Origin of the sequence: Bacillus sp. FSL R5-0593 (assembly GCF_038603755.1) — a bacterium.
GTDB lineage: Bacteria > Bacillota > Bacilli > Bacillales > Bacillaceae > Bacillus > Bacillus velezensis.
Window position 1 is genome coordinate 400,904 of the sequence record NZ_CP152011.1, and the last position, 24,174, is coordinate 425,077.

A 24,174-nucleotide genomic window follows, 5' to 3' on the forward strand; every position below is an offset into this window, starting at 1 on the left:
TTTATCAAAAATTTTATGTTATGATTTGATGGAATATAATTTTGAAGGGATTGTCGTACATGAATGATGCAGCAAAAGAGCTGAACAGAACATTGTCTGAAGAAAACCCGCACGTGCTTCATATGCTTTCTGATTTGGGCAGAGAGTTGTTTTATCCGAAAGGGGTGCTGACACAATCGGCGGAAGCGAAAGCCAAGGCCGGAAAGTATAATGCCACGATCGGGATCGCCACCTCACAGGGCGAGTCCATGCACTTTTCCCATATTCAAGAGACACTGTCCGCCTATAACCCCGATGATATCTACGATTATGCTCCGCCGCAGGGAAAAGAGCCGCTCAGGCAGGAATGGCTGAAAAAAATGCGTCTCGAAAATCCTTCATTAGCCGGCAAAGACATCAGCACGCCGATCGTGACAAATGCTTTAACACACGGGCTGAGCATCGCCGCCGACTTGTTCGTCAATGAAGGGGATGCGCTGCTTCTGCCTGATAAATATTGGGGAAATTACAATTTTATTTTCGGTGTCCGGCGCAAGGCATCCATTGAGACGTACCCGCTTTTTCAGCAGGATGGGCGTTTTAATGCGGCGGGGCTGTCCGAGCTGCTGAAAAAGCAGGAAGAAAAGGCGATTGTCGTGCTGAATTTCCCGAATAATCCGACAGGCTACACGCCGGGGGAAGAGGAAGCGGCAGAAATCGTCAGCGTGATCCTGGAGGCGGCAGAAGCCGGCAAAGAGATTGTCGTACTCGTAGACGATGCGTATTACAATCTGTTTTACGATGAAACGGCCATTCAGGAATCCATTTTCAGCAAACTCGCCCAAGTGCACGACCGGGTGCTTTGCGTGAAAATAGACGGCGCGACGAAGGAAAATTACGCGTGGGGCTTCCGCGTCGGTTTTATTACGTACAGCACAAAAAGCGAAAAAGCGCTGCGCGTGCTCGAGGAAAAAACAAAAGGGATTATCAGGGGAACGATTTCAAGCGCCCCGCACCCGTCCCAAACGTTTATGCTGCGGGCGATGCAGTCACCGGAATACGAGAAAGAAAAATCGCTGAAATATAACATCATGAAAAAACGGGCTGACAAAGTGAAAGCCGTTCTTGCAGAAAACAAGCACTATGATGACGTATGGACGCCTTACCCGTTTAACTCTGGTTATTTCATGTGTGTCCGGCTGAAAGACATAAACGCCGGCGAATTGAGAGTATCGTTGCTTGAAAAGAGAGGAATCGGGACGATATCCATTAATGAAACCGATTTGCGAATCGCATTTTCATGTGTTGAAGAGGAACACATCGCGGATCTGTTCGAAGAAATTTATCAGGAAGCAAAGCAGCTGCAGAAACAGGCGGAAATATCAGGCTGACAAAAAAGGAGGGGGGCACCCTCCTTTTTGTCTTTTATTCTGTTACATTTACTTTCCCATTCACATTTTCCCGGAGCATTTGCCTGAAAACGGCGATATCTTTTTGCGAATAGAAAAGTCGTTTCGGCAGCAGAAGTGTTCCGTAACCCGATGTTTGTAATCGAAACATATCTTTGTGCTCCCTAGCCGAGAGCAGTTCATCCCATTCAAAAAGAATGCTTGCGTTTTTTTGTTTTTGGCTGATTCCGAGCTGATGAATCGTAATACTTCTGGCAGATTTCAGCCGCTGATTCGTTTTGTATGTTCTGTAAAGACGGAAGAATGAGATTGCCGTTGCGATCACCGTGACTGCCAAAGAGAGAATCACAGCTGCAAGGAAATTCAGGAGAGCTCTGACGTCCCATGTGCCGCCTGTAACCGGGCCGTTCATTTCAAAACAGATGGCAGAAGCCAGCAGCATAATCAAAAAACAGACAGCCGCGGATTTTCCTTGATGATAAGCAAAGTGTTTTCTTACATCGGCAAATGTTAAGCAGCCCGCGAGATAGATATTTTCATTTCGTGTGTTGATCATATTCCGTCTTCGTTTCCTTTCATTTTTTCCCTATGTCGTAATATGCTTTTTTTCCGCCGTCCTGAAGCATTACTTCCCAAGACTCCGATGACGATACAGACGGCGCCGGCGATATGATACCAGCGGAGTGACTCATGGAGAACGAGGACACCCGCAAGCATCGTCACGATGACGGACAAATTGTTAAAGGCGCTCATCTTAAACGCTTCAATCTTGGACAGCGCGTAGTTTGACATCAATGATGTAATGAGAGAAGACAAAATGCCTAAATACAGAATCGCTGCGATAAAACCGGGATCGCGGAAGGGCAGAAAATACTGCCCGATCGTTCCTTCCGCTCCGTGCCGGAAGAGAGCGATGCAGTTGAAGGAAGCAAAGCCGATCGCAGACATGCACCAGGTCAGCTCACCCAATGAAAAACGCTGGGTCATGCGTCTCGCTGCCGTATTGTAAAGGGCGGAGGACAGCGCGGACAACAGGATCAGGAAAGCACCTTTAAAACTCGCCGATTCCGCGGACACCCCTTTCATTGTGAAAATAAATACCACCCCGGCCACTGACAGGCATGTGAATCCCTTTTGCGCCCATGTCGGACGTTCCTTTAAAAAGTAAGACGAAAACAGCATCGTAAAAATCGGGATGGCGGCTTGAATGATACCGGCTTCCGATGATGAAGAATACAAAAGGCCGAACGCCTGAAAACTGAAAAACAAAGCCGGATATAAAAGGGCCAAAGGCAAGATCGCCAGCACATTTTTCCAGCTGACGGACAGTTTGATCCAGCCGAATAAAACAGGAAGCATTGCACAGATGAAGGCCGCTGTGAACCGATGAGCCAATATATCAAACGGATTGGCGGATTGAAGCGCAATCTTGACAAATATAAAGGAAAAACCGATAATCAGCGCATTTAAAATGGCAGCGAGGTAAGCAGCAGCCAAACGGTTTTGATTAATCATCTTTACGAACTCCTTTAATGAGATCGAGCGCCGGCCGCTCCCTTTTATTGTATGGGAAGGGAAGAAGCAGTACAATGAGAATAATGATAAACTGTACCGGTACAGATGGAGGTTCAGCATGGAAAAGTATATGAACGTGATGATAGAAGTGGAGAGTCTCATTGAAGGCGGCACTTTTCAGGAAGGGGCGCGGCTGCCTTCTATCAGGCAGCTGGCCGAGCGTTTTCACGTCAGTAAAAGCACCGTCATCCGTGCGCTTCAGGAGCTTGAAAAACGGCACATTATTTATGCCGTGCCGAAAAGCGGCTACTATCTTATTAAAAATGAAAAAAAGCAGGAGCGAGAACAAACAGGTATCATTGATTTTGCAGCCTCGGCGCCGGACCCTGATATTTTTCCGTACCGCGACTTTCAGCATTGCATCAACAAAGCCATTGATATGTATAAAAATGATTTGTTCATTTACGGCACGCCGCAGGGGCTTCCGTCTTTAATCCGGGTGCTTCAGAGGCTGTTATCCGATTATCAGGTATTTGCAAAAGAGCGGAACATTTTTATCACCTCGGGTGTGCAGCAGGCGTTATCCCTGCTGTCTCTGATGCCGTTTCCGAACGGAAAAAAGAAGATTTTAATCGAACAGCCGGGCTATCATCTGATGGTGGAGCAGCTTGAAGCGCTGCGCCTTCCCGCCTGCGGCATTAAACGGACGGCTGAGGGGCTTGATATGGCGGAAGTCGAGCGGCTGTTTCAGACGGAGGAAATTAAGTTTTTTTACACGATGCCCCGATTTCATAATCCGCTCGGCAGCTCTCTGACAGAATGGCAAAAACGAGAGCTTGTCCGATTAGCGGAGGCGTATGACGTTTATTTGGTTGAGGATGATTTCCTAGGAGATTTAGAGGACAATCAGAAGGCAGACCCGCTGTACGCCTACGATCTGTCTTCCCGCGTGATTTATTTGAAAAGCTTTTCGAAAATGATTTTTCCGGGGCTGCGTGTTGGAGCGGCTGTGCTCCCGGATTCGCTGGCCCCGGTTTTCCATACGTATAAAAAGCTGAGCGATATCGACTGTTCGATGATATCCCAAGCGGCCCTTGAAGTGTATATCAAAAGCGGCATGTTCAAAAGGCATAAAGAAAAAATCCGGGCCTCTTACAGAGCACGTTCCGAGCTGCTCCAAAACGCGCTGCAGGAGTACGGCGGTTTTTCTGTAAAGCAAACGTCGATCCATACCCATCTCGTGCTGGAGAAAAGCCTTTCCGCTTCAAGAGTTGTGCAGCGTCTGAAAGCGCAAGGCGTGCTGGTGGAGCCGATTGAGAGCCATTACCTATCGGATTTTCCGAAAGAAAATATCATCAAACTCAACGTGTCCAACGTCAAGACAGGGGATATCACGCGAGGCATCAAAATGCTGACGGATTGCTTATAACAGCTCTTCATACGTTTTCATCTCAATCCCGTCACAAAAATCGGGATGCGCCGCACAAACGGCCAGCTTATACTCCTCGTCCGCCTCATATGTGCGGATGAAACAAGGTTCATGTCCGTCCGGAAGTTCAATGGACACATGGCCGTCGTCTTTGAGGCGGACGCTGAATGAATCAAGCGGCAGGGAAAGCCCTTTTCCGGCCTGTTTGATAAAGCTTTCTTTCATCGACCACAGGTGGTAAAAATAATCGGTCTGCTGATCGGGGTGTTTCGCTTGCAGATCACTGTATTCCGTCGGCGAAAAAAACCGTTTGGCGATATCAACCGTGCCGGGCTTCATTTTTTCAATATCAATGCCGATCGGTTTTGAATCAACGGCGCACACGATCCAGCGACCGGAGTGGGAAATATTAAAGTGCATGTCCGGAAGCGCGGGGATGTACGGCTTTCCGTATTCCTGAACGCTGAATGAAATCCCGGCCGGATCAAGTCCGTAAGCCTTCGCCGCAGCGGTGCGGATCAGCATGTCGCCGATCAAGGTGCGGTGAGCATCCTCCTTATGGTAAAAGCGCCGGCATTTTTCCCGCTTTTCGGCGGACACGGCCGCCATCATCCGATCCTCTTCCCCTGCAGAAAGCGGGCGGTCCATATATACTCCGTAAATTTTCATGTCCAGATCCTCCGTCTGAAAATATTGTCAAAACCATCCTATCATATCAGACGAAAGCTGTCCGAAAATAAAAAAACAAAACCGTTGCGGCTTTGTTTTTAATGAACGGACGTTGCCCGCCCGGAGATCGCGTATGTTAACAGTTTAGAGGACTGCGGCAAAGAAAAACGCAGAATCAGCCCCGTCAAAACAGCCGTAATAATGGTTCCGGCGCCGATCGGTCCGCCCATCATCCAGGCTGCGGCAAGAATCGTCAGCTCAATGCCGTTCCGCACCCATTGCACGTTCCAGCCCGTTTTTTCAGATATCAGCATCATCAGAGAGTCCCGGGGGCCCGCGCCGAGCCCTGCTGATACGTAAATACCGACGCCGCAGCCGATCAGCAGCAATCCGATAGAAAAAAACACGGCCGCTAAGGAAAAAGCGTGCGTCTCAGGAAGCAGAAACGAAAAGAAATCAATAAACATTCCCATCAGCACCATGTTTAAGATAGCGCCGATTTTCGGGAGTGTCCTTGTGAACAGGCAGGTTAAAGCCACGATGACTGCGCCGACCACGATGGACCATTGGCCGACAGAAAACCCGAAATGCTGAAAAAGCCCATAATGAAAGGCATCCCAAGGGCTGATGCCGAGAGCTTTTCCTTTAATGGTTAACGATACCCCGAAAGACAAAATTAACAGACCGGCAAAATAAAACGTCCAGCGCATCAAGAATTCCCGCTTCAAAGAGGTCCCTTCTTTCATAAAATTTCATTAATTGTCATTGTAGCATAACCGCCAAAAAAAAGAAGAAGCGAAATCAGTGTTTCGCTTCTTCTCCCGCTCCTACAAAGGATTCAGTATACGATTTAAAAACCGCTGCGTGCGTTCTTCTTTCGGCGCGGAGAAAATTTGCTCCGGCGGTCCTTGTTCCACAATGACGCCGCCGTCAATGAAGATGACTTCATCGGCCACTTCCTGCGCGAATTTGATTTCATGGGTGACGACGACCATCGTCCAGCCTTCGTTCGCCAGATCCTTAATCACTTTGAGCACCTCGCCGACCAGCTCCGGATCAAGCGCTGACGTCGGTTCGTCAAACAGCATCAGCTCGGGCTGAATCGCAAGCGCGCGGGCGATGCCGACACGCTGCTGCTGACCGCCGGAAAGCTGGAACGGATATAAATCCATTTTGTCTTTCAGTCCGACTTTTTCCAGAAGCTCCATCGCTTCTTTTCTGACTTGCTCCTTGTCGCGTTTTTGCACTTGAACGGGTCCTTCCATGACGTTTTCAAGCGCCGTGCGGTGAGGAAACAGATGATACGCCTGAAAGACCATGCCTGATTTGCGGCGGAGGCGAAGAATATCAGCCTGCTTCACTTTTTTGGAGAAATCTATTGAAAAATCGGAGAATGCCAGCTCGCCGCGATTGGGAATCTCAAGCGCGTTCAGACAGCGCAGAAGCGTCGTTTTTCCTGAACCGGACGGCCCCAGAATGGCGATGACTTTCCCTTTTTCTATCTCCATATCTATCTTTTTTAAAATTTCATTCTGTCCGAATGATTTATTTAATCCTTTGACGGAAAGCATATCGAAACCTCCTTATTTGGCCACATAACGGTCGAGACGCCGTTCGATCACGTGTTGTACGATTGACAGCAAGAAGCAGATGATCCAATAAATAAAGGCGGCTTCAATATAGATGACCAAGATTTGATCAAGGTTTTGCGCGCCGATTTCCTGCGCTTTTCTGAACAACTCCGCGACGAGAATCTGTGACGCGAGAGATGTATCCTTGATCAGGCTGATAAATGTATTTGATAATGGCGGAATGGACACGCGAAACGCCTGCGGCAGGATCACGCGGAACAATGTCTTGCGATAGGTCATGCCGATCGTATAACCGGCTTCCCATTGCCCTTTCGGCACGGATGAAATAGATGCCCGGATGATTTCAGAAGCGTAGGCGCCCACGTTTAATGAAAACGCGATGACTGCGCTTGGGAAAGGGTCCAGCGTAATATTAAATGTCGGGAACAGATAAAAAATGATGAACAATTGAACGAGAAGAGGAGTGCCGCGCACCGCTGATACGTATACGCTGAACACCCATCTCAATGGTTTCATATTTGACATTCTGGCGAGCGCCGTAATCAGCGCGATGATCATCCCGAAAATAAAGGAAAGAATGGTAAGGGGAATCGAGTAATAGATTCCCCCGGAAAGAATCGGCCAGAATGACTGCTGCACCAGATCCCAAGGAATGGCTGTTGCAATCACGGGTTCCGGCATGTTACTTAGAAACATCTTCGCCGAACCATTTTTTCGCTATTTTAGAAAGAGTCCCGTCCTCTTTCATTTCTTTTAACGCCTTGTTGACGTGAGTCACAAGTTCGCCGCTTCCTTTTCGGAATGCGAAATACGTCTGCTGCGGCTGGCCTGCTTCAAACGCGATTTTCACGTTTTTATTGCCGGACGTTTTTAAGTAGTTCAGTACGGCAAGCTTATCGTTGTAAGTCAGATCAGCGCGGCCCTGCTGAATGAGCTGAAGGGATTGCGCCATGCCTTCAACGCCTTCAATTTTCGCGCCGGCTTCTTTCGCTAATTTATTGTAATTGCTTGTTAATGACTGAGCCGCTGTTTTTCCTTTGACATCAGCCTCTTTCGCAATCGTGCTGTCTTTTTTCGTCACGACGACTGCATTTGACGTTGTGTATTTATCCGAAAAATCATATTGGTTCTCACGGCCCGTTTTGCCGACTTGGTTGGCAACGACGTCAAACCGTTTCGCGTTTAATCCGGCAAACATGCTGTCCCATTGCGTTTCTTTGAAGTCAGCTTTCAGATCGAGGCGTTTCGCGACTTCTTGAATCACTTCAACATCATATCCGGTCAGTTTGTCACTCTTTTTATCATGGAAGGTAAACGGTTCGTACGTTCCTTCTGTGCCGACGGTCAGTACGCCTTTTTTCTTGACAGAAGCCCAAAGATCGCCGTCTTTTGACTTAGATCCGCTGTCCTGTGAGTTTCCGCAGGCTGCAAGCATTGCGATGCTGACCATCATGAACAAAGCGAATAATGCTTTTTTCATCTTCTTTATTCCCCACTTTTCTGAGTAGTTTTATTGAGAAAAAATAGCTCCCAATTGTAAAGGATAACTTTTTTTTAGTATGAGTCAAGTAATTGGTTTTCATAAGCGGGAATTCTTCGTGTTCCGGATCAAAATAATTCCAAAAACTGTCTGACCGGCTTCGGCAGATAGCTGTCTTTTCTCCAGATGACGGCCGGTGTCATGACAAACGGGTTGTCTTCGATGATAACCGTTTTGACATGCGAGCGCATATGGACGGGAATCATCGTCAAAGGCAGAATTGTGGCGCCGAACCCTGATGATACGAGGCTCAAGAGCGTCGCGGAGTCATGGCATTCACAGACAACCTGAAGGTCGAGACCGTACTGTTCACAAACTTGGAGGACTTGGTCATACACACCTCTTCCATTGACGGTGCGCAAAAGGATCAAAGGCAAAGAGGCGATGTCATTCAGTTTAATCGTTTCACCGCACAGTCGTTTTGAATGCTCGGACAGCACCAATACACACGGAATGTCTTCAAGCTCCTTCGATTCAATGCCGTCGTTTTTAATCAAGGTGGTGGTGACGGCGGCGTCAATCTGCCGGGTTTCCAGAAGCTCGAGCAGTGAGACAGGCTCATCTTCCCAAATGTTAAAGGTGAGATGCGGAAACCGCTCTTTCATCTGTGACACTTTCTCAAGCATGAGCGCGGCGCAGTAAATGGTTGACCCGACGGCAAGTGTCCCGGCCACCTCCTCCTTCAGCTCTTGTACCTCGATAATGGCATCCTCAAACTTATGAAGAATCTCTTTCGCTCTTTTCAAAAAGACATTTCCTTCATATGTAAGGGTCATGTGTTTCTTTTTATTGCGGTCAAACAGAATGACGCCCAATTCTTCTTCGAGCTGTTTCAGCTGTCTGCTTAAAGGCGGCTGTGCCATATGAAGCTTTTTGGCGGCCGTCGTGATTTTCTGCTCTTGGGCAATGGTGATGAAATAACGCAATTGCCGGATATCCATGAGAACGCGCTCCTTTCTGTTATACCTTTAAGGTATGATACATAGATTTAACGAATATTTTTCATATGGATATATCAGGAGTATGATGGTTTTGACACCACATTTCAAGCGTAAGGGAGGGGTCGATATGAAGCTCGTCATCGGAATGACCGGGGCAACGGGAGCCATATTCGGGATCAGGCTTTTAGAATATTTAAAAGCCGCGGAGATCGAAACCCATCTTGTCGTGTCTCCTTGGGCAAATGTCACCATTACACATGAAACCGATTATACGTTAAAAGATGTCGAGAAACTCGCATCCTATACGTATTCTCACAAAGACCAAGCCGCGGCGATTTCAAGCGGTTCGTTTGAAACGGACGGGATGATCATCGCTCCGTGCAGCATGAAATCACTGGCAAGCATCCGCACCGGAATGGCTGACAATCTGCTGACAAGGGCGGCTGACGTCATCCTGAAGGAGCGGAAAAAACTTGTGCTGCTGACTAGAGAAACGCCGCTCAGCCAAATCCATTTAGAAAATATGCTAGCGCTTACAAAAATGGGTTCCGTCATTCTTCCGCCGATGCCTGCATTTTATAACAAGCCGGCTGACATGGATGAATTGATCGACCATATTGTGTTCCGGACGCTCGATCAGTTCGGCATCCGTCTGCCGGAAGCGAAACGGTGGTACGGAATTGAAAAACAAAAAGGAGGAATCTGATAATGGCCTATCAGGATTTTAGGGAATTTCTCGCCGCTCTTGAAAAAGAAGGGCAGCTCTTAACAGTCAACGAAGAGGTAAAACCGGAGCCGGATCTGGGCGCCGCTGCGCGTGCAGCCAGCAATCTCGGGGATAAAACCCCTGCGCTTTTGTTTAACAATATTTACGGACATCACCATGCGCAGGTGGCTCTGAATGTCATCGGCTCGTGGCCGAATCACGCAATGATGCTCGGCATGCCGAAAGATACGCCTGTTAAAGAACAATTCTTTGAGTTCGCCAAACGGTACGATGCATTTCCGGTGCCGGTCAAACGGGAAGAAACCGCGCCGTTTCATGAAAATGAAATAACGGAAGATATCAATCTATTTGACATCCTTCCGCTATTCAGAATCAACCAGGGGGACGGCGGCTATTATTTGGATAAAGCGTGCGTCATTTCCCGCGATCTTGAAGATCCGGACAATTTCGGCAAGCAGAATGTCGGCATTTACAGAATGCAGGTAAAGGGAAAAGACCGCCTCGGCATTCAGCCCGTGCCTCAGCATGATATTGCGATTCATCTTCGCCAAGCTGAAGAACGCGGCGTGAATCTTCCCGTTACGATCGCGCTCGGCTGTGAGCCGGTGATTACGACAGCTGCTTCAACTCCGCTGTTATACGATCAATCCGAGTATGAAATGGCCGGCGCGATTCAAGGGGAGCCCTACAGAATCGTCAAATCTAAACTGTCTGATTTAGACATCCCTTGGGGCGCTGAAGTCGTTCTGGAAGGAGAGATCCTTGCGGGAGAACGGGAATACGAAGGACCTTTCGGTGAGTTCACGGGCCATTATTCAGGCGGCCGCAGCATGCCGGTGATCAAAATCAAACGGGTATATCATAGAAACAATCCGATTTTTGAACATTTATACTTAGGCATGCCGTGGACGGAGTGCGATTATATGATCGGCATTAATACGTGCGTGCCGCTTTACCAGCAGCTCAAGGAAGCTTATCCGAACGAAATTGTCGCCGTGAACGCGATGTATACGCACGGCCTGATCGCCATCATTTCAACGAAAACGCGCTACGGCGGATTTGCCAAGGCGGTCGGCATGCGCGCCCTGACCACGCCGCACGGACTCGGCTACTGCAAAATGGTCATTGTCGTGGATGAGGATGTCGATCCGTTTAACCTGCCGCAAGTCATGTGGGCGCTCTCAACGAAAATGCATCCGAAACACGATGCAGTCATCATTCCTGACCTGTCCGTCCTTCCGCTTGACCCGGGGTCTGATCCGGCAGGGATGACACACAAAATGATTCTTGACGCCACGACGCCTGTCGCGCCGGAAACAAGAGGCCATTATTCTCAGCCGCTTGATTCTCCGCTGACAACGAAAGAGTGGGAACAAAAACTGATGGACTTAATGAATCAATAAGAAAGGATGAGGTTGCAATGAAAACATGCCCGCGCTGTGAATCGAAAAAAGGAGAAACCGTCAGCCAATCGCCGGTCAAAGGCGCCTGGGAAATTTACCAATGCCAAACCTGCTTTTTCACATGGAGATCCTGTGAACCGGAAAGCATCACGAATCCGGCGGCATTCAACCCGGCATTTAAAATTGATCCGAAAGAAACGGAGACGGCCGCACATGTTCCCGCTGTTCCGGAAAGAAAAGCGTAATGCTGACGGAGCACTTGCCGGAGGCGCTTTACACACTTTTAGACGGGACGGAGCTTGAAAAAAAGCAGCACGACGCATTTGTGCTCCAATCCGTGACAAAAGAAGGCCGTCCGCACGCGGCCATGATCAGCGCCGGTGAAATCGTGGCCGTGAGCAGAACAAATCTCCGGCTCGCCTTATGGAAAAACACGACGACCGTAAGCAGCCTTCTGCATTCGGGACAAGCTCTTTTCATCGCCTGGCACGGAGGAGCCGCATATTACGTCACATTGGAATGTGAGGCGCTTCCGCCGCTGAAAGAGGCGAAACACGAGCGGGAACGGTTCAGCTGCCGCGTGATCACCGTCAAGGAAGATCGGGCGAAATACGCGGATCTGACATCCGGACCGGCCATCCAGCTCCACGAACCGGAAGATGTCTTGAAGAGATGGAGAGAAACACTTGAGGAGTTAAAACAATAGACGCATCAAAAAAGCCTGCGGACGATTCCGCAGGCTTTTCTTTATCTGTTATTGAACGCCTTTCATCGCCCGTTTAATAACGGGAGACAGAAGAATCAAAATAATACCGAGAATGATCGAAACAAGACCGATTGAGCCGAAGTAGGCCGCTTCAGAAATCTTATCAAACAAACCGACTACTTTTGCGTTCAGGGCTTGACCGCAGGCGTTTGTTAAAAACCACATGCTCATCGTCTGCGCTGAGAAAGCGGCAGGCGCAAGTTTCGTTGTGACGGATAAACCGACCGGTGAAAGGCAAAGCTCACCAAGCACAACCAAAAGGAAGCTGAGCACAAGCCAAAGCGGGCTCACAAGCTCGCCGCTTCCGCCCATAACCGGAAGCACCATGACTAAAAATGATAATCCGGCAAGGATAATGCCGATCGCGAATTTAATCGGTGTTGAAGGCTGGCGTTTGCCGAGCTTCATCCAGATCCAGGCGAAGACCGGCGCGAAAATAACGATGAATAATGGGTTCAGAGACTGGAACCATGAAGACTCAAGATGCATGCCCGCAAAGGAAAGTCTCGTGCGCTGATCCGCATATAAAGCAAGAATCGTCGCGCCCTGCTCCTGAATCGCCCAGAACATTGCCGCTGCAACAAACAGCGGAACATAAGCCGCAAGCCGTGATTTTTCCGTTTTCGTCGCTTTTTTGCTCGTGAACATCACGATAAAGTAAATAACCGGAATGACAATGCCGAGGATACTGACGGTATCAATCACACGCTGGATCGTCAGCCAGCCGGTTTGAATCAGAACGATGATAACGGCTGCTGCGATGACCACTCCGATTCCCGTGCCGATCACTGATGATTTAGAAATCGGATTCGGTACATTGGAGCCTGCTTTGCCGAGGTATTTCTTTCTCGTAAGAGCGAAAACAATCAGTCCGAGGAACATACCGGCCGCGGCGCATCCGAAGCCTAAGTGGTAGTTGTACTTCTGTCCGAGTGTTCCGACAATTAGCGGCGCAAGCAATCCGCCGAGGTTGATCCCCATGTAAAAGATGCTGAAACCTGAGTCGCGGCGCTCGTCTTCCTTCGTATATAAATCTCCGACAACGCTGGATACGTTTGGTTTAAGCAGGCCGGTTCCGATAATGATCAGAGCCATGCTGGTAAAAAACGCCGCCGTGCTGCCAGGGAAGGCAAGAGCGATGTGCCCGAACATAATTAAAATTCCGCCGTAAAATACGGTGTTTGCCGTGCCGAATACCCGGTCGGCCAGCCATCCGCCGATGACGCTCGACATGTATACGAGAGACCCGTATATGGACATGATGGCAACTGCGGTCGTTTTATCAAAGCCGAGACCGCCATGAGCGACTTCCGTATATAAATAGTAAAGCAATATGGCTCTCATACCATAGTAGGAGAAACGCTCCCAAAATTCGGTGAAAAACAGTGTGAACAAGCCGCGGGGATGACCGAAAAAGCCTCGTTGCGGCACAGTTTCTGTTATAGAGTCCTTATCAATAGATGCCACCTGAGCCAACCCTTTCTTAAAAAAGTGTATTACAAAAATCATATTCTTATATAATACTTGTGTCAATATAATTTATACTGAATTCAAAAAATTCCAGAATGAAAAGATATTAAAACGTTGAATATAGACGAATTTTCCTGATTCCAATGACTTATTTTGTTATATTATCTGACTAAACTATCTTTATAAACTTTTTTAATAAAATTTAAAGTATGTACAGGCGGAGCGGGATATGGCGGAATAAGATGACAATAAGAGAGGAAGGAGGAGATTATCACTTGCCGAATCGTATATTGGATATTACGGATTGCGGTGTGGCGGCAGACGGAAAAACCGATGTGACGGGCGCCATCAACCAATGCTTGGCCAAGGCCGTCAGCGAAGGCTGTCATACGGTGTTTTTTCCGCCGGGAACGTATAAAATCAACGGCACGCTTGGCGGGGACAGCAGCCAGCCGTTTCGGAACGCCGGGATTAACGTGCCGAGCCATCTCACCATCGTTTTAGATCCGGAATGCACGATTAAAGTGGCGCCGAACAGCTCTTGGGGCTACTCGGCTTTCTATATAGGCAGGCGGGAAAATGTCACCATCACCGGCGGCCGGATCATCGGCGAACGGGATGAACACACGTATACCAATGTCCCTTTGCGTTCGACCCATGAATGGGGGTTTGGAATCTGTATTGAAGGCAGCAGCAATGTGCTGATCGAAAATGTGAAGATTTCGGATTTTACGGGAGACGGCATTATTGTCAGCCCGCTCGGGTTAAAAACAAACAGTGATTACGAAACTTCAGAACAGGTGACCATCCGCCGCTGTGAGATCAGGCAGTCAAGGCGAAACAACATTTCAATCACCGGCTGCAATACCGTTACGGTGGAAGAATGCGTGATTGAAGACGCCGGGCAAGGGAACGGAACGGCTCCGAAATTCGGAATCGATATTGAATCGTACGGAGAAGGCGATATTGATTATGAAGAAGCTCTTCATATTACGGTACGCAACAACTTCTTTTCCGGAAACGCCGCAAGCTCAGTCACCAATTTTAACGGATATCATGTGTTAATTGAAGGAAATCATTCCGATAACACAATCAGCTACGGGTATGGGGCACATACCGTCATTTCGGGGAATGTCTTCTTTCGGTCAGACGGCGGCTCAAGGACCGCAGTCGCCGGACAAGGTGTGTCACAGGGACAGGACAGCAGCAATGCCGTTATTTCCAACAATCTGATTACCGGTTTTTCCACCGGAATAGATGTAAGGGGAAAAAGCGTCCTCGTCACCCATAACAAAATCAGTCAATTTGAAAATACGGGCATTTCCGTCTATCAGGCGGAAGATGTGACCGTTGACGGCAATGTCATTGAAAACGGACGTTCCGAAACGAGACGAAGCACGGGGATGCGGGCGACGCTGTCGGAAAATGCCGTCTTTATGAATAATACTCTGAATCAGGTAACGGACGGAATCAGCATGTCGGCCGGCAATATCACCGTAAAACAAAATGTGCTGAAATCGTTCAGCCGGGGCATATGGGTCACAGGCGGAAATGCCGTTATTGAAGGAAATACGCTCATTCCGAATGCGTATCAGGGCGCCGCGGAGTCCTATGCCGTATCTGTGACAAATGACGCCAGGGCTGTCATCAAGGGAAATCTCTTCAAAAGCTACAAAAACTATCCCATTTTCAGTTCAACATCCTCGGGAACCTCTGTCATCAGCAACCGTTTTGAATCATCACCGCTTATCGTTACCGTGTATCTGAATTCAGGCACGCATGAAGTCATAGACAATACGCTCACGATCAACCGAACGGCGGGCAGCCCGATCGGCATCTATCTGAACGGAGCCTCCAATTCCCTCGTGTCGGGCAATACCATCAACAACCTTTCCGCCGCTTTTGCTTCCGCCATCCAAACCAATTCCTCCGCAAGTACTAAAATCATCGGCAACCGCATAATCAGAGGCGTCATTGTGAAACACACGACAGATACGGACAGCGGAAATATCGTCATCTGAAAACAATCTGCATCGGAAAAATAAAAAGAACACATGAACTCCGAAAGAAGGAGGGATGTGTTCTTTTTTGACACAATACAGCCGTGCGCCTGTCAGGCATCTTTTTTACCTGATTTATATAAAGCGATCATTTCTCTGATTAAAAAGAGGGCGAATAAAAACAGCATCAGCCATTCTGAGAAGGTGGTCAATTTAAAAGCGGACAGGTTGTTTTGGACCGCTCCATAGAAACTGAAACCTTGCAGCATATCCATCGCGATTGAAATCACCAGACAGGCAGCCAGCAAAAAAAATGAAACTCCCAATATTTTCATGAGCAACACTCTCCCTTTTTATCCTTTTCGATTACGCAAAACTTATACAGACTTTCCGCCGTGCATAATCTTTTGCCGTACAGGAAGAATATGAAAAAAACGAGGAAAGGTTTTTTGCGATATGCCGCCATTTTTTAAACAGAAGAAACAAAAAAAAGCCGATCAAAACGACCGTGACAATGAAGGCAGGAAAGAAGCGGACAGCCAGCCGGACAAAGAGCGGGATGAGCCGATCTCCCTCAGCTTAAAGCAAAATATGAAGAAGCTGTCTGAGAGGTTCGGCAACAGTGCCGATGTCGTCATCCGCCGGCTGAAAATCGGAAAAGAAGAGCTTCCGGCTGCAATTGTGTATATCGCCGGTTTGGTAGACGAACAGCTCGTCAGCCAATCCCTTCTGGAGGATTTAATCGACATTCCGTCCGTTCAGCCGGAACAAGCGGTCTGCCTGATATACGATAAAACGCTTGCGATCGGCGGGGTGAAAGAGGAAGAAAAATGGAAAAGTCTTTATGCCGGGCTGGTGGCGGGCAGCACGCTCATTTTTGTCGACGGGGCTGACAAGGCGCTGATCGCCAGCACGGAAGGGGGAGAGCACCGGTCCATTCAAGAGCCGAGCACTCAGGTCTCTTTCCGCGGCCCGCGGCAGGGATTCACTGAATCTCTGCAAACCAATATTTCCATGATCCGCAGGTATGTAAAAACGCCTGATGTATGGGTTGAAAAAATGGAGATCGGACACGAAACGAATACGGATGTCGCGCTGATGTATATTAACGGAATTTGCGATAAAAAGCTGATTAAGGAAGTCCGCAAGCGGCTGAAGCACATTGACATCGACAGCATTCTGGAATCCGGCTACATTGAACAGCTCATTGAAGACGCGCCGTTTTCTGTGTTTCCCACCGTATATCATACGGAGCGGCCGGACGTCGTGGCGGGGAATCTGCTGGAAGGACGATTTGCGATTATCGTGGACGGAACGCCGTTCGTTCTCATCGCGCCGGCCTTATTTATCCAATTTTTTCAATCCGTTGAAGATTATTATTCACGATTTGATATCGCCACTAGCATCAGGGTGCTGCGGGTTTTGATCTTCTTCATTTCACTGGTGGCGCCGGGGATTTATGTGGCGGCGACGACCTTTCACCAGGAAATGATTCCGACGCAGCTGCTGATTGTCATCGCGGCCCAGCGGGAGACGGTGCCGTTCCCGGCCGTGATTGAAGCGCTGACGATGGAAGTGGCCTTTGAGATTCTCAGGGAAGCGGGTGTCCGGCTTCCGAGAGTTGTCGGCTCCGCCGTTTCCATAGTCGGAGCGCTTGTCATCGGCCAGGCCGCCGTGCAGGCCGGCATTGTTTCCCCAGCCATGGTTATCGTCGTCGCCCTGACGGCGATTGCCAGCTTTGCGACCCCGGCTTTTGACATGGCGATATCTGCGCGGCTGATCCGGTTTCTCTTTATTCTGTCGGCGGCGGTCATGGGATTTTACGGGCTGATTCTGGGCATTATCATGATGTTTGTCCATCTGTGCGGCCTGCGTTCATTCGGATTTCCGTATATGTCCCCGCTCGCTCCTTTAACCCCGGGCGGGCTGAAAGATTCCCTCCTCCGAGCTCCGTTATGGGCGGATGAAAAAAGGCCGGGACTGCTCGTGCAGGAAAACAACAGGCGCCAAGGGGAACATCAAAGACCGAAACCGAAGACATCCAGAGGAATGGTTAATAAAGATGTAGAAGAGGGCGACGGTAATGAAAAGACGTAAATGGATGCTTATCCTTTGTACGATGGTTTCCCTTATGTTTGTATCCGGATGCTGGGATAAAAGGGAGCTTACCGATCTAGCGGTGATCTCCGCCATCGGTATTGACCGAACCGAAACGGGAAAATACGTCCTTCACTTGCAAATTATCAATCCGGGAAACGTGGCCGGCGGTCTGCAGGGCGGCGGAGCGGGAGACCGGCCTCCGGTTTCCGTCTATTCGGTGTCCGGAGACAATATGACGGAAGCTTTGAGAAAAGGCTCGATGAAAGTGTCCAGAAGGCTCTATTTTGCGCATACGAATCTCGTGGTGTTCAGTGAAAAACTGGCGAAAGAGGAAGGGCTCAGTTTTATTCTGGACAATCTTGACCGCGACACTGAATTCAGGACGACCGCAACCGTTGTGATCGCGCATAATTGCAAGGCTGAAGACATTATTAAAGTGCTGACGCCGATTGATAAAATCCCTTCCAATAAAGTGAACAAGACGCTCAGCTTCACGCAGGAACAATACGGCAGAGTCATTAAAACCAGCCTTCAGGACGTTCTGATTGATCTCGCTTCTCCGGCCGGGTCGCCGTTTATTCCTGGTTATGAAATGCACGGAGACGATAAAGCCGGTCCTACGATGGAAAATACGCAGACAACTGAACCGAAAGCAGTGCTGTCAGCGGACGGACTGGCGGTGTTCAAAAAGGATGGGAGGCTGGATTACTGGATTGAGGATGACGACAGTGTGGGGGCTGTATGGCTGCTCAATAGGATCAAGCATACGTTCATCAATGCGGATTGGAAGAACGTGAAGCATGCAATCAGTCTGCAGGTCACCCGCCAGAATACAAAGGTGACGGCCACTTTTCCGAACGGAAAACCGCATATTCACGTGCATGCTCAGGTCGAGGGGCTGGTGGACGCTATCAGATACCCTTTCCATCTGTCTGATCCGCAAGTGCTGATGACGATGCAAAAGGCGCTCAGCGTGCAGCTTGAGAAAGATATCACCAAATCGATTGAAGATATAAAAGCCCATAAGAATGACTTCGTCGGCTTCGGAGACCTGATCTATCGGAAGCATCCGGACAAATGGAAAAAGTTCAAAGGGAAGTGGGATGAAGAATATTTCCCCAATCTCCCCGTAGATGTCAAAACGGAAGTCATTATCAGAAGAACGGGCTTGCGGAATAATCCTCTCTCAGACAAGCTTGAGCATGATTGATTTGAGGAGAAAGGAGCGAAGCGTATGGAAAATGCGAAAATCGGCACGCGTCAGCTGTTTATTATGATCATTTTGTTTGAATTGGGCAGTTCGTTATTGATCCCGCCGGGCACGATGGCCGGGCGGGATGCATGGCTGTCCGTGCTTCTCGGGTGCGTTATCGGTCTCGGACTTTTCTACGTTTATCAGGCGCTGTATCAATTTTTTCCTGAGTCTTCTCCGAGAGATTACATGAACGAACTGATCGGCAGACATCTGAGCTGGGCGGTCTCCCTTCTTTATATTCTCTATTTTGCTTATATCGCCGCCCGCGTATTGCGGGATTTCGGCGAAATGCTTGTCACCTTCGCCTATCAGGACACGCCGATTTTAATTGTGAATGCCATGCTGATGATCGCCGCGATATTTGCGGTCAGAAAGGGAATTGAAGTGATAGCGAGAGCCGGCGAGCTGCTGTTTGGCATTATGTATTTCCTGACAGCCGTCGGGCTGATCCTCATTATCAGCTCAGGCACGATAAACCTCAGATTTCTCCAGCCCGTTTTAGCGGAGGGTGCAGGAACGGTCATTTATTCCGTGTTTAAACAGACGATGTTCATCCCGTTCGGTGAATTAATCGTGTTTGTCATGATTTTCCCTTATTTAAAAGATCGGAAAAAGGTGAAGAAAACCGGATTTCTGGCGATTATCATCAGCGGGCTGTTTTTGGCAATGTCAGTGGCGATTAATATTTGTGTGCTGGACGTCAACTTAATGCTCCGCTCTCAATTTCCGCTGCTGAGCACCATACAGACAATTAAAGTGGAAGAGTTTTTAGACCGGCTGGATGTCTTTTTCATGCTCGTGCTCGTCATCGGCGGTTTTTTCAAAGTCAGCCTTTTTACATATGCGGTTGTCGTGGGCGTGTCCACGCTGTTTAAAGAAAAAAATCCGTCCCAGCTGGCCTTCCCGGTCGGATTGGGGGTGCTGATTCTCTCCATCAGCATCGCAAGCAATTTTTCGGAACATATGAATGAAGGCTTAAACATTGTGCCAATCTATATTCATCTTCCGTTTCAAGTGCTGTTCCCCGTTTTGCTGCTTATCATTGCCGTTATTAAGAAAAAGGTCAAAGGGACCGTCTATACAGTTTCGAAGAAATAACCCGGCCGGTGCGCCGGGTTATTTTAAAATCATGATTTTTGTCTTAATGCATTGACAAACTTGCCTGACAATTGTACATTTTGATTTATTCTTATAAAATTACTAGGAAATATAGGTTTAGTGGTGTTAATAAGTTCCGAACCGTATTTCAGAATAGAAGGAGATCCATCATGACAAAGAAAAAAGAAATCAAACTCGGTGTGTTTCTCGCGGGCACCGGCCATCATGTCGCTTCTTGGAGACATCCTCAGGCACCGGCGGACGCGAGCATGAATTTGGATTATTTCAAAGAACTGGCGAAAACAGCGGAGCGGGGGAAATTGGACATGCTGTTCTTGGCGGACAGTTTATCAATAGACGGCAAATCACATCCGAATGTGCTGACGCGCTTTGAGCCGTTTACGCTTCTGTCGGCGCTCGCTCAGGTCACATCCCGCATCGGTCTGACGGCGACCGCGTCTACCACATACAGCGAACCGTTCCATATCGCGAGACAATTTGCATCACTTGATCATCTTTCCAACGGCCGCGCGGGCTGGAATGTCGTCACATCTTCGATTGAATCGACCGCGCTTAATTTCAGCGGCGAAAAGCATCTTGAGCACCATCTCAGATATCAGCGCGCGGAAGAATTCGTTGAAGTCGTCAAAGGATTATGGGATTCGTGGGAGGAAGACGCCTTTATCCGTGACAAAGAATCAGGAGCATTTTTCGATAAAGGCAAAATGCATGAATTGAACCATAAAGGAACATATTTCTCCGTGAGAGGGCCGTTAAATGTCGCCCGCACACCTCAAGGGCGCCCGGTCATTATTCAGGCCGGATCATCAGGAGACGGAAAAGCGCTGGCCGCCAAAACGGCGGAGGTCATTTTCACCGCGCAAAATCATTTGGAATCCGCGCAGGAATTCTATCAATCTATTAAAGAACAAGCGGCTTCTTTCGGCCGTGATCCTGAAAAAATCGCGATCATGCCGGGAATTTTTCCCGTTATCGCCGATACCGAAGAAGAAGCGCAGGCAAAATATGAAGAGCTCCAAGACCTCATCATTCCGTCTGTCGGCCTGAACATTCTGCAAAACTATCTGGGCGGCGTCGATCTTTCCGCCTGCCCGCTTGACGGCCCGCTGCCTGAATTGGATGCGGATGCGTCGAATGCCGTTAAAAGCCGCTTCAAGCTCGTTCAGGAGATGGCCAAACGCGATAACATGACCATCCGCGAGCTGTACAAATATGTGGCGGGTTCAAGAGGCCATCATATCTTTGTCGGAACGCCGGAACAGCTTGCCGATAAGATGGAAGAATGGGTCGGAAAACAAGCTTGTGACGGCTTCAACATCATGCCGCCGCTTTTGCCTGAAGGTCTCACTCTTTTTGTAGACAAAGTGATTCCGATTTTACAAGAACGGGGCGTGTTCAGAAAAGAGTATGAAGGAACGACGCTCAGAGAACATTTCGGACTGGAAAAACCGGCAAACCGATATGCCGACTAAAGGAGGGCTCATCATGTTAAGACAATACCGGCTCGCAACGGAGGCAGACGCTGATGAGCTGCTTTCACTGACACTGCGGGCGTATGAACCGATCCGAAAGCTCGGCATCAACTTTGCCGCTGCCACGGCGGATAAAGAACTCGTATTAACTAACATACAGAAAAACGCCTGTTACGTTTTGGAGGAAGACGGCCGGATTCTGGCGACGATTTCTCTGCGGATGCCGTGGGGGCCGAATCCCGGGCCGTACGGTGTTCCTCATATTTGGTGGTTCGCCGTCGATCCTGAAACCGGAAAAAAAGGGACGGGCTCAGACATGCTGGAGTGGCTGGAGAATACAGTGCTCCGCGACACATTAAAAGCGCCTTTCGTGTCACTGGGCACAGCGGATAAGCATCCGTGGCTGATCGGCATGTACGAGCGGAAAGGCTACGTCCGTGCAGGCGAAAAGGACTTAGGAAAAGGGCACATCACCATTTATTTGAAAAAACAATTGCAGGATTAACATTTTAATAGGAAAAGGCGGGATTTCAATGAAGAAGAAAACATGGGCTTTGCTGCTGTCTGCCGCACTTTTGGCGGTCTTATCAGCATGCGGAAACGGAAAAGAAAGCGAAGGCGGCGATAACGTACTGCATGTAGGCGCCACGGGACAAAGCTATCCGTTCGCATATAAAGAAAACGGCAAGCTGACCGGCTTTGACGTGGATGTCATGGAAGCCGTCGCGAAAAAAATCAACATGAAACTGGACTGGAAGCTGCTTGAATTCAGCGGACTGATGGGAGAGCTCCAGACCGGCAAACTCGACACCATCTCTAACCAGGTCGCTGTCACGGACGAACGCAAGAAAACGTATAACTTCACAGAACCGTATTCATATGCGGGCACTCAAATCGTCGTCAAAAACGATAACAAAGACATCAAATCAGTCAACGATCTAAAAGGAAAAACAGTGGCGGCCGTTCTGGGCTCAAACCACGCGAAAAACCTTGAGAGCAAGGACCCGGATAAAAAAATCAACATGAAAACGTATGAAACACAAGAAGGCACGCTGAAAGACGTGGCTTACGGACGGGTTGACGCTTATGTAAACAGCCGCAGCGTCCTGATCGCCCAGATCAAAAAGACCGGTCTGCCTCTGAAATTAGCAGGAGACCCGATTGTCTATGAAAAAGTCGCTTTCCCGTTTGCGAAAGATGCGGCTCACGATAAAATCCGCAAAAAAGTAAACAAAGCCATTGAAGACCTGCGAAAAGACGGCACGCTGAAAAAGCTGTCTGAAAAGTACTTTAAAGAAGATATCACAACAGAAGCAAAGCATTAAGAAACGGCGGTGAAAATCGAGAATGAACAGCATTGATTGGGGATTTATGTTTTCAGCTTTTCCCGCGTTAATCGAAGCCTTGCCGATCACATTACTAATGGCCGTCGCAGCCATGGTATTTGCCGTGATCGGCGGCCTTATATTAGCGCTTATCACAAAAAATCGTGTTCCTGTGCTTCACCAGCTGTCAAAGGTGTATATTTCATTTTTCCGGGGCGTGCCGACGCTCGTCCAGCTTTTCTTAATTTATTACGGCCTGCCTCAGCTGTTTCCCGGAATGAGCAAGATGACGGCGTTAACTGCGGCGATTATCGGGTTAAGCCTGAAGAATGCCGCCTACTTGGCTGAAATCTTCCGCGCGGCGCTCAACTCAGTCGATGAGGGGCAGCTTGAAGCCTGTCTGTCTGTCGGAATGACAAAATCTCAGGCGTACAGACGGATCATTTTCCCGCAAGCCATCAGAAACGCGCTTCCCGCGACGGGAAATACGTTTATCGGTCTGTTAAAAGAAACATCGCTCGCCTTTACATTAGGAGTGATGGAGATGTTCGCCCAAGGAAAAATGTACGCATCAGGCAACCTCAAATATTTTGAGACGTATTTAGCCGTCGCGGTCATGTACTGGATTCTTACGATTATTTACAGTGTGCTGCAGGATCTGCTCGAACGGGCGATCAGCAAGCCTTATCGCACATAGGAGGAGGCTCAGGATGATACAAGTCAGACATATTCGAAAAGCATTTAAAGACCTTACCGTACTTGACGGGATCGACCTTGAGATCAAAAGCGGCGAAGTCACGGCCATCATCGGCCCGTCAGGCTCGGGAAAATCAACGCTCCTCCGTTGTTTGAATCTGCTGGAGCGCCCGGATGACGGCATCATTGAAATCGGTGATGCAAAGCTGAATGCAGCGTCCTATTCGCGCAAAGACGTTCATAAGCTTCGCCAGCAGACGGCGATGGTGTTTCAGAATTACAACCTGTTCAAAAACAAAACCGCCCTGCAAAATGTGACAGAGGCGCTGATCACCGCGCAAAAGAAACCGAAAAAAGAAGCGGAACAGATCGGTATGGATCTGCTGCGGCAAGTCGGTTTAGAACACAAAGCGGACAGCTACCCGATTACGATGTCAGGCGGGCAGCAGCAGCGGATCGGGATTGCGCGTGCCTTGGCCGTTGATCCTCACGCGATTTTACTGGATGAACCGACTTCGGCCCTTGACCCTGAGCTTGTAGCCGGGGTGCTCCAAGTCATCAAATCAATTGCCGAAAAACAGACAACCATGATCATCGTCACGCATGAGATGGCTTTTGCTCGTGAAGTGGCCGACAAGGTCATATTTATGGCGGACGGACGCATCGTTGAACAGGGAACGCCGGAAGAGCTGTTTGACAATCCGCAGAACGAACGGACGAAAAAATTCATTAAGCAAGTGGGAGAGCCCGCCGAACTTGTCTAAGAA

The 24,174-nt window shown here is 48.8% G+C and carries 25 protein-coding genes; 15 read left to right on the forward strand and 10 right to left on the reverse strand.

All coding sequences use genetic code 11. The features are described 5' to 3' along the window. Positions 1-59: 59 nt before the first annotated feature. On the forward strand, positions 60-1,370 hold the full coding sequence (locus NYE36_RS01865; protein WP_265451399.1) for an aminotransferase class I/II-fold pyridoxal phosphate-dependent enzyme: 1,311 nt from the start codon (positions 60-62) through the stop codon (positions 1,368-1,370). Between the two features lie 34 nt (positions 1,371-1,404). Here NYE36_RS01865 and NYE36_RS01870 read toward each other — a convergent pair whose 3' ends face one another. Beyond that, positions 1,405-1,944 carry a YcxB family protein gene (locus tag NYE36_RS01870; RefSeq protein WP_265451400.1) on the reverse strand — a complete coding sequence of 180 codons (540 nt, stop codon included), beginning with the start codon at positions 1,942-1,944 and terminating at the stop codon, positions 1,405-1,407. Next, a complete protein-coding gene (locus tag NYE36_RS01875; RefSeq protein ID WP_039062794.1) occupies positions 1,941-2,900 on the reverse strand; it encodes a DMT family transporter in 960 nt (319 codons plus the stop codon). The genes NYE36_RS01870 and NYE36_RS01875 overlap by 4 nt, the downstream gene beginning before the upstream one ends. A gap of 121 nt (positions 2,901-3,021) precedes the next feature. On the opposite strand from NYE36_RS01875, the gene NYE36_RS01880 reads away from it, so the two are divergent. Continuing rightward, positions 3,022-4,332, forward strand: a complete 1,311-nt coding sequence (locus tag NYE36_RS01880) for a PLP-dependent aminotransferase family protein (protein WP_039252814.1) — start codon at positions 3,022-3,024, stop codon at positions 4,330-4,332. Here NYE36_RS01880 and NYE36_RS01885 read toward each other — a convergent pair. From NYE36_RS01885 to NYE36_RS01910, 6 genes are all read right to left on the reverse strand, one after another. Beyond that, positions 4,327-5,001 carry a 4'-phosphopantetheinyl transferase superfamily protein gene (locus tag NYE36_RS01885; protein WP_039252813.1) on the reverse strand — a complete coding sequence of 225 codons (675 nt, stop codon included), beginning with the start codon at positions 4,999-5,001 and terminating at the stop codon, positions 4,327-4,329. The two genes, NYE36_RS01880 and NYE36_RS01885, sit on opposite strands and share 6 nt — an antisense overlap. Before the next feature lie 98 nt (positions 5,002-5,099). Then, a complete protein-coding gene (locus tag NYE36_RS01890; RefSeq protein ID WP_039252812.1) occupies positions 5,100-5,729 on the reverse strand; it encodes a YitT family protein in 630 nt (209 codons plus the stop codon). A gap of 99 nt (positions 5,730-5,828) precedes the next feature. Continuing rightward, positions 5,829-6,572, reverse strand: a complete 744-nt coding sequence (tcyC, locus tag NYE36_RS01895; RefSeq protein WP_007410246.1) for a cystine ABC transporter ATP-binding protein TcyC — start codon at positions 6,570-6,572, stop codon at positions 5,829-5,831. A gap of 12 nt (positions 6,573-6,584) precedes the next feature. After that, a complete protein-coding gene (locus tag NYE36_RS01900) occupies positions 6,585-7,289 on the reverse strand; it encodes an amino acid ABC transporter permease (protein WP_003156375.1) in 705 nt (234 codons plus the stop codon). Continuing rightward, complete coding sequence (tcyA, locus tag NYE36_RS01905; RefSeq protein WP_015416795.1) at positions 7,276-8,073, reverse strand: cystine ABC transporter substrate-binding lipoprotein TcyA; 798 nt, start codon at positions 8,071-8,073, stop codon at positions 7,276-7,278. Before tcyA ends, NYE36_RS01900 begins: the two co-directional genes overlap by 14 nt. A gap of 128 nt (positions 8,074-8,201) precedes the next feature. Continuing rightward, entirely contained in the window at positions 8,202-9,074 is an 873-nt protein-coding gene (locus NYE36_RS01910) for a LysR family transcriptional regulator (RefSeq protein WP_015416796.1), read from the reverse strand. Between the two features lie 91 nt (positions 9,075-9,165). Here NYE36_RS01910 and NYE36_RS01915 point away from each other — a divergent pair, with 91 nt between their 5' ends. The 4 genes from NYE36_RS01915 to NYE36_RS01930 are packed head-to-tail and all read left to right on the forward strand — an operon-like array spanning position 9,166 to position 11,910. Next, complete coding sequence (locus tag NYE36_RS01915; RefSeq protein WP_094032062.1) at positions 9,166-9,780, forward strand: non-oxidative hydroxyarylic acid decarboxylases subunit B; 615 nt, start codon at positions 9,166-9,168, stop codon at positions 9,778-9,780. Positions 9,781-9,782: 2 nt separating this feature from the next. Beyond that, on the forward strand, positions 9,783-11,204 hold the full coding sequence (gene bsdC / locus NYE36_RS01920; RefSeq protein ID WP_012116784.1) for a phenolic acid decarboxylase BsdC: 1,422 nt from the start codon (positions 9,783-9,785) through the stop codon (positions 11,202-11,204). Positions 11,205-11,221: 17 nt separating this feature from the next. Continuing rightward, complete coding sequence (locus NYE36_RS01925) at positions 11,222-11,449, forward strand: non-oxidative hydroxyarylic acid decarboxylases subunit D (protein ID WP_007410250.1); 228 nt, start codon at positions 11,222-11,224, stop codon at positions 11,447-11,449. Then, positions 11,449-11,910: a hypothetical protein gene (locus NYE36_RS01930; protein ID WP_007410251.1), complete on the forward strand. Its 462-nt coding sequence runs from the start codon at positions 11,449-11,451 to the stop codon at positions 11,908-11,910. Before NYE36_RS01925 ends, NYE36_RS01930 begins: the two co-directional genes overlap by 1 nt. Before the next feature lie 48 nt (positions 11,911-11,958). Here NYE36_RS01930 and NYE36_RS01935 read toward each other — a convergent pair whose 3' ends face one another. Continuing rightward, positions 11,959-13,437: a peptide MFS transporter gene (locus NYE36_RS01935; RefSeq protein ID WP_012116786.1), complete on the reverse strand. Its 1,479-nt coding sequence runs from the start codon at positions 13,435-13,437 to the stop codon at positions 11,959-11,961. 278 nt (positions 13,438-13,715) lie between these two features. Between NYE36_RS01935 and NYE36_RS01940 the strand changes: the two genes are divergently transcribed. Further along, positions 13,716-15,461: a right-handed parallel beta-helix repeat-containing protein gene (locus tag NYE36_RS01940; RefSeq protein WP_265451402.1), complete on the forward strand. Its 1,746-nt coding sequence runs from the start codon at positions 13,716-13,718 to the stop codon at positions 15,459-15,461. Between the two features lie 92 nt (positions 15,462-15,553). Here the strand turns inward: NYE36_RS01940 and NYE36_RS01945 are convergent, their stop codons facing one another. Beyond that, positions 15,554-15,775: a hypothetical protein gene (locus tag NYE36_RS01945; protein ID WP_094032064.1), complete on the reverse strand. Its 222-nt coding sequence runs from the start codon at positions 15,773-15,775 to the stop codon at positions 15,554-15,556. A 121-nt stretch (positions 15,776-15,896) separates the two neighbouring features. Between NYE36_RS01945 and gerKA the strand changes: the two genes are divergently transcribed. The 8 genes from gerKA (at position 15,897) to NYE36_RS01985 (ending at position 24,171) form a co-directional block, all read left to right on the forward strand. Beyond that, positions 15,897-17,537, forward strand: a complete 1,641-nt coding sequence (gene gerKA, locus NYE36_RS01950; RefSeq protein ID WP_265451403.1) for a spore germination protein GerKA — start codon at positions 15,897-15,899, stop codon at positions 17,535-17,537. Further along, the gene (locus tag NYE36_RS01955; protein ID WP_094032066.1) at positions 17,524-18,750 is read left to right on the forward strand and encodes a Ger(x)C family spore germination protein; all 1,227 of its coding nucleotides are present in this window, start codon (positions 17,524-17,526) and stop codon (positions 18,748-18,750) included. The genes gerKA and NYE36_RS01955 overlap by 14 nt, the downstream gene beginning before the upstream one ends. Positions 18,751-18,774: 24 nt before the next feature. Then, a complete protein-coding gene (locus NYE36_RS01960) occupies positions 18,775-19,893 on the forward strand; it encodes a GerAB/ArcD/ProY family transporter (RefSeq protein WP_012116790.1) in 1,119 nt (372 codons plus the stop codon). A 167-nt stretch (positions 19,894-20,060) separates the two neighbouring features. Beyond that, entirely contained in the window at positions 20,061-21,386 is a 1,326-nt protein-coding gene (locus NYE36_RS01965; protein WP_094032085.1) for an LLM class flavin-dependent oxidoreductase, read from the forward strand. 13 nt (positions 21,387-21,399) lie between these two features. Then, positions 21,400-21,891 carry a GNAT family N-acetyltransferase gene (locus NYE36_RS01970; protein ID WP_144664498.1) on the forward strand — a complete coding sequence of 164 codons (492 nt, stop codon included), beginning with the start codon at positions 21,400-21,402 and terminating at the stop codon, positions 21,889-21,891. Between the two features lie 28 nt (positions 21,892-21,919). After that, positions 21,920-22,711 (forward strand): amino acid ABC transporter substrate-binding protein, encoded by a 792-nt coding sequence (locus tag NYE36_RS01975; protein ID WP_012116791.1) that lies wholly within the window; start codon positions 21,920-21,922, stop codon positions 22,709-22,711. Between the two features lie 22 nt (positions 22,712-22,733). Further along, positions 22,734-23,408: an amino acid ABC transporter permease gene (locus tag NYE36_RS01980; RefSeq protein ID WP_199022336.1), complete on the forward strand. Its 675-nt coding sequence runs from the start codon at positions 22,734-22,736 to the stop codon at positions 23,406-23,408. A gap of 13 nt (positions 23,409-23,421) precedes the next feature. Then, positions 23,422-24,171 (forward strand): amino acid ABC transporter ATP-binding protein, encoded by a 750-nt coding sequence (locus tag NYE36_RS01985; RefSeq protein WP_094032068.1) that lies wholly within the window; start codon positions 23,422-23,424, stop codon positions 24,169-24,171. Positions 24,172-24,174 lie beyond the last annotated feature (3 nt).

What these genes read in the sequence shown, in the direction of transcription:
- NYE36_RS01865 (WP_265451399.1), top strand. Translation starts at nt 60, where the DNA reads ATGAATGATGCAGCAAAAGAGCTGAACAGAACATTGTCTGAAGAAAAC.
- NYE36_RS01870 (WP_265451400.1), bottom strand. Translation starts at nt 1,944, where the DNA reads ATGATCAACACACGAAATGAAAATATCTATCTCGCGGGCTGCTTAACA.
- NYE36_RS01880 (WP_039252814.1), top strand. Translation starts at nt 3,022, where the DNA reads ATGGAAAAGTATATGAACGTGATGATAGAAGTGGAGAGTCTCATTGAA.
- NYE36_RS01885 (WP_039252813.1), bottom strand. Translation starts at nt 5,001, where the DNA reads ATGAAAATTTACGGAGTATATATGGACCGCCCGCTTTCTGCAGGGGAA.
- tcyC (WP_007410246.1), bottom strand. Translation starts at nt 6,572, where the DNA reads ATGCTTTCCGTCAAAGGATTAAATAAATCATTCGGACAGAATGAAATT.
- NYE36_RS01900 (WP_003156375.1), bottom strand. Translation starts at nt 7,289, where the DNA reads ATGTTTCTAAGTAACATGCCGGAACCCGTGATTGCAACAGCCATTCCT.
- tcyA (WP_015416795.1), bottom strand. Translation starts at nt 8,073, where the DNA reads ATGAAAAAAGCATTATTCGCTTTGTTCATGATGGTCAGCATCGCAATG.
- NYE36_RS01910 (WP_015416796.1), bottom strand. Translation starts at nt 9,074, where the DNA reads ATGGATATCCGGCAATTGCGTTATTTCATCACCATTGCCCAAGAGCAG.
- bsdC (WP_012116784.1), top strand. Translation starts at nt 9,783, where the DNA reads ATGGCCTATCAGGATTTTAGGGAATTTCTCGCCGCTCTTGAAAAAGAA.
- NYE36_RS01925 (WP_007410250.1), top strand. Translation starts at nt 11,222, where the DNA reads ATGAAAACATGCCCGCGCTGTGAATCGAAAAAAGGAGAAACCGTCAGC.
- NYE36_RS01930 (WP_007410251.1), top strand. Translation starts at nt 11,449, where the DNA reads ATGCTGACGGAGCACTTGCCGGAGGCGCTTTACACACTTTTAGACGGG.
- NYE36_RS01945 (WP_094032064.1), bottom strand. Translation starts at nt 15,775, where the DNA reads ATGAAAATATTGGGAGTTTCATTTTTTTTGCTGGCTGCCTGTCTGGTG.
- gerKA (WP_265451403.1), top strand. Translation starts at nt 15,897, where the DNA reads ATGCCGCCATTTTTTAAACAGAAGAAACAAAAAAAAGCCGATCAAAAC.
- NYE36_RS01955 (WP_094032066.1), top strand. Translation starts at nt 17,524, where the DNA reads ATGAAAAGACGTAAATGGATGCTTATCCTTTGTACGATGGTTTCCCTT.
- NYE36_RS01960 (WP_012116790.1), top strand. Translation starts at nt 18,775, where the DNA reads ATGGAAAATGCGAAAATCGGCACGCGTCAGCTGTTTATTATGATCATT.
- NYE36_RS01970 (WP_144664498.1), top strand. Translation starts at nt 21,400, where the DNA reads ATGTTAAGACAATACCGGCTCGCAACGGAGGCAGACGCTGATGAGCTG.
- NYE36_RS01975 (WP_012116791.1), top strand. Translation starts at nt 21,920, where the DNA reads ATGAAGAAGAAAACATGGGCTTTGCTGCTGTCTGCCGCACTTTTGGCG.
- NYE36_RS01980 (WP_199022336.1), top strand. Translation starts at nt 22,734, where the DNA reads ATGAACAGCATTGATTGGGGATTTATGTTTTCAGCTTTTCCCGCGTTA.
- NYE36_RS01985 (WP_094032068.1), top strand. Translation starts at nt 23,422, where the DNA reads ATGATACAAGTCAGACATATTCGAAAAGCATTTAAAGACCTTACCGTA.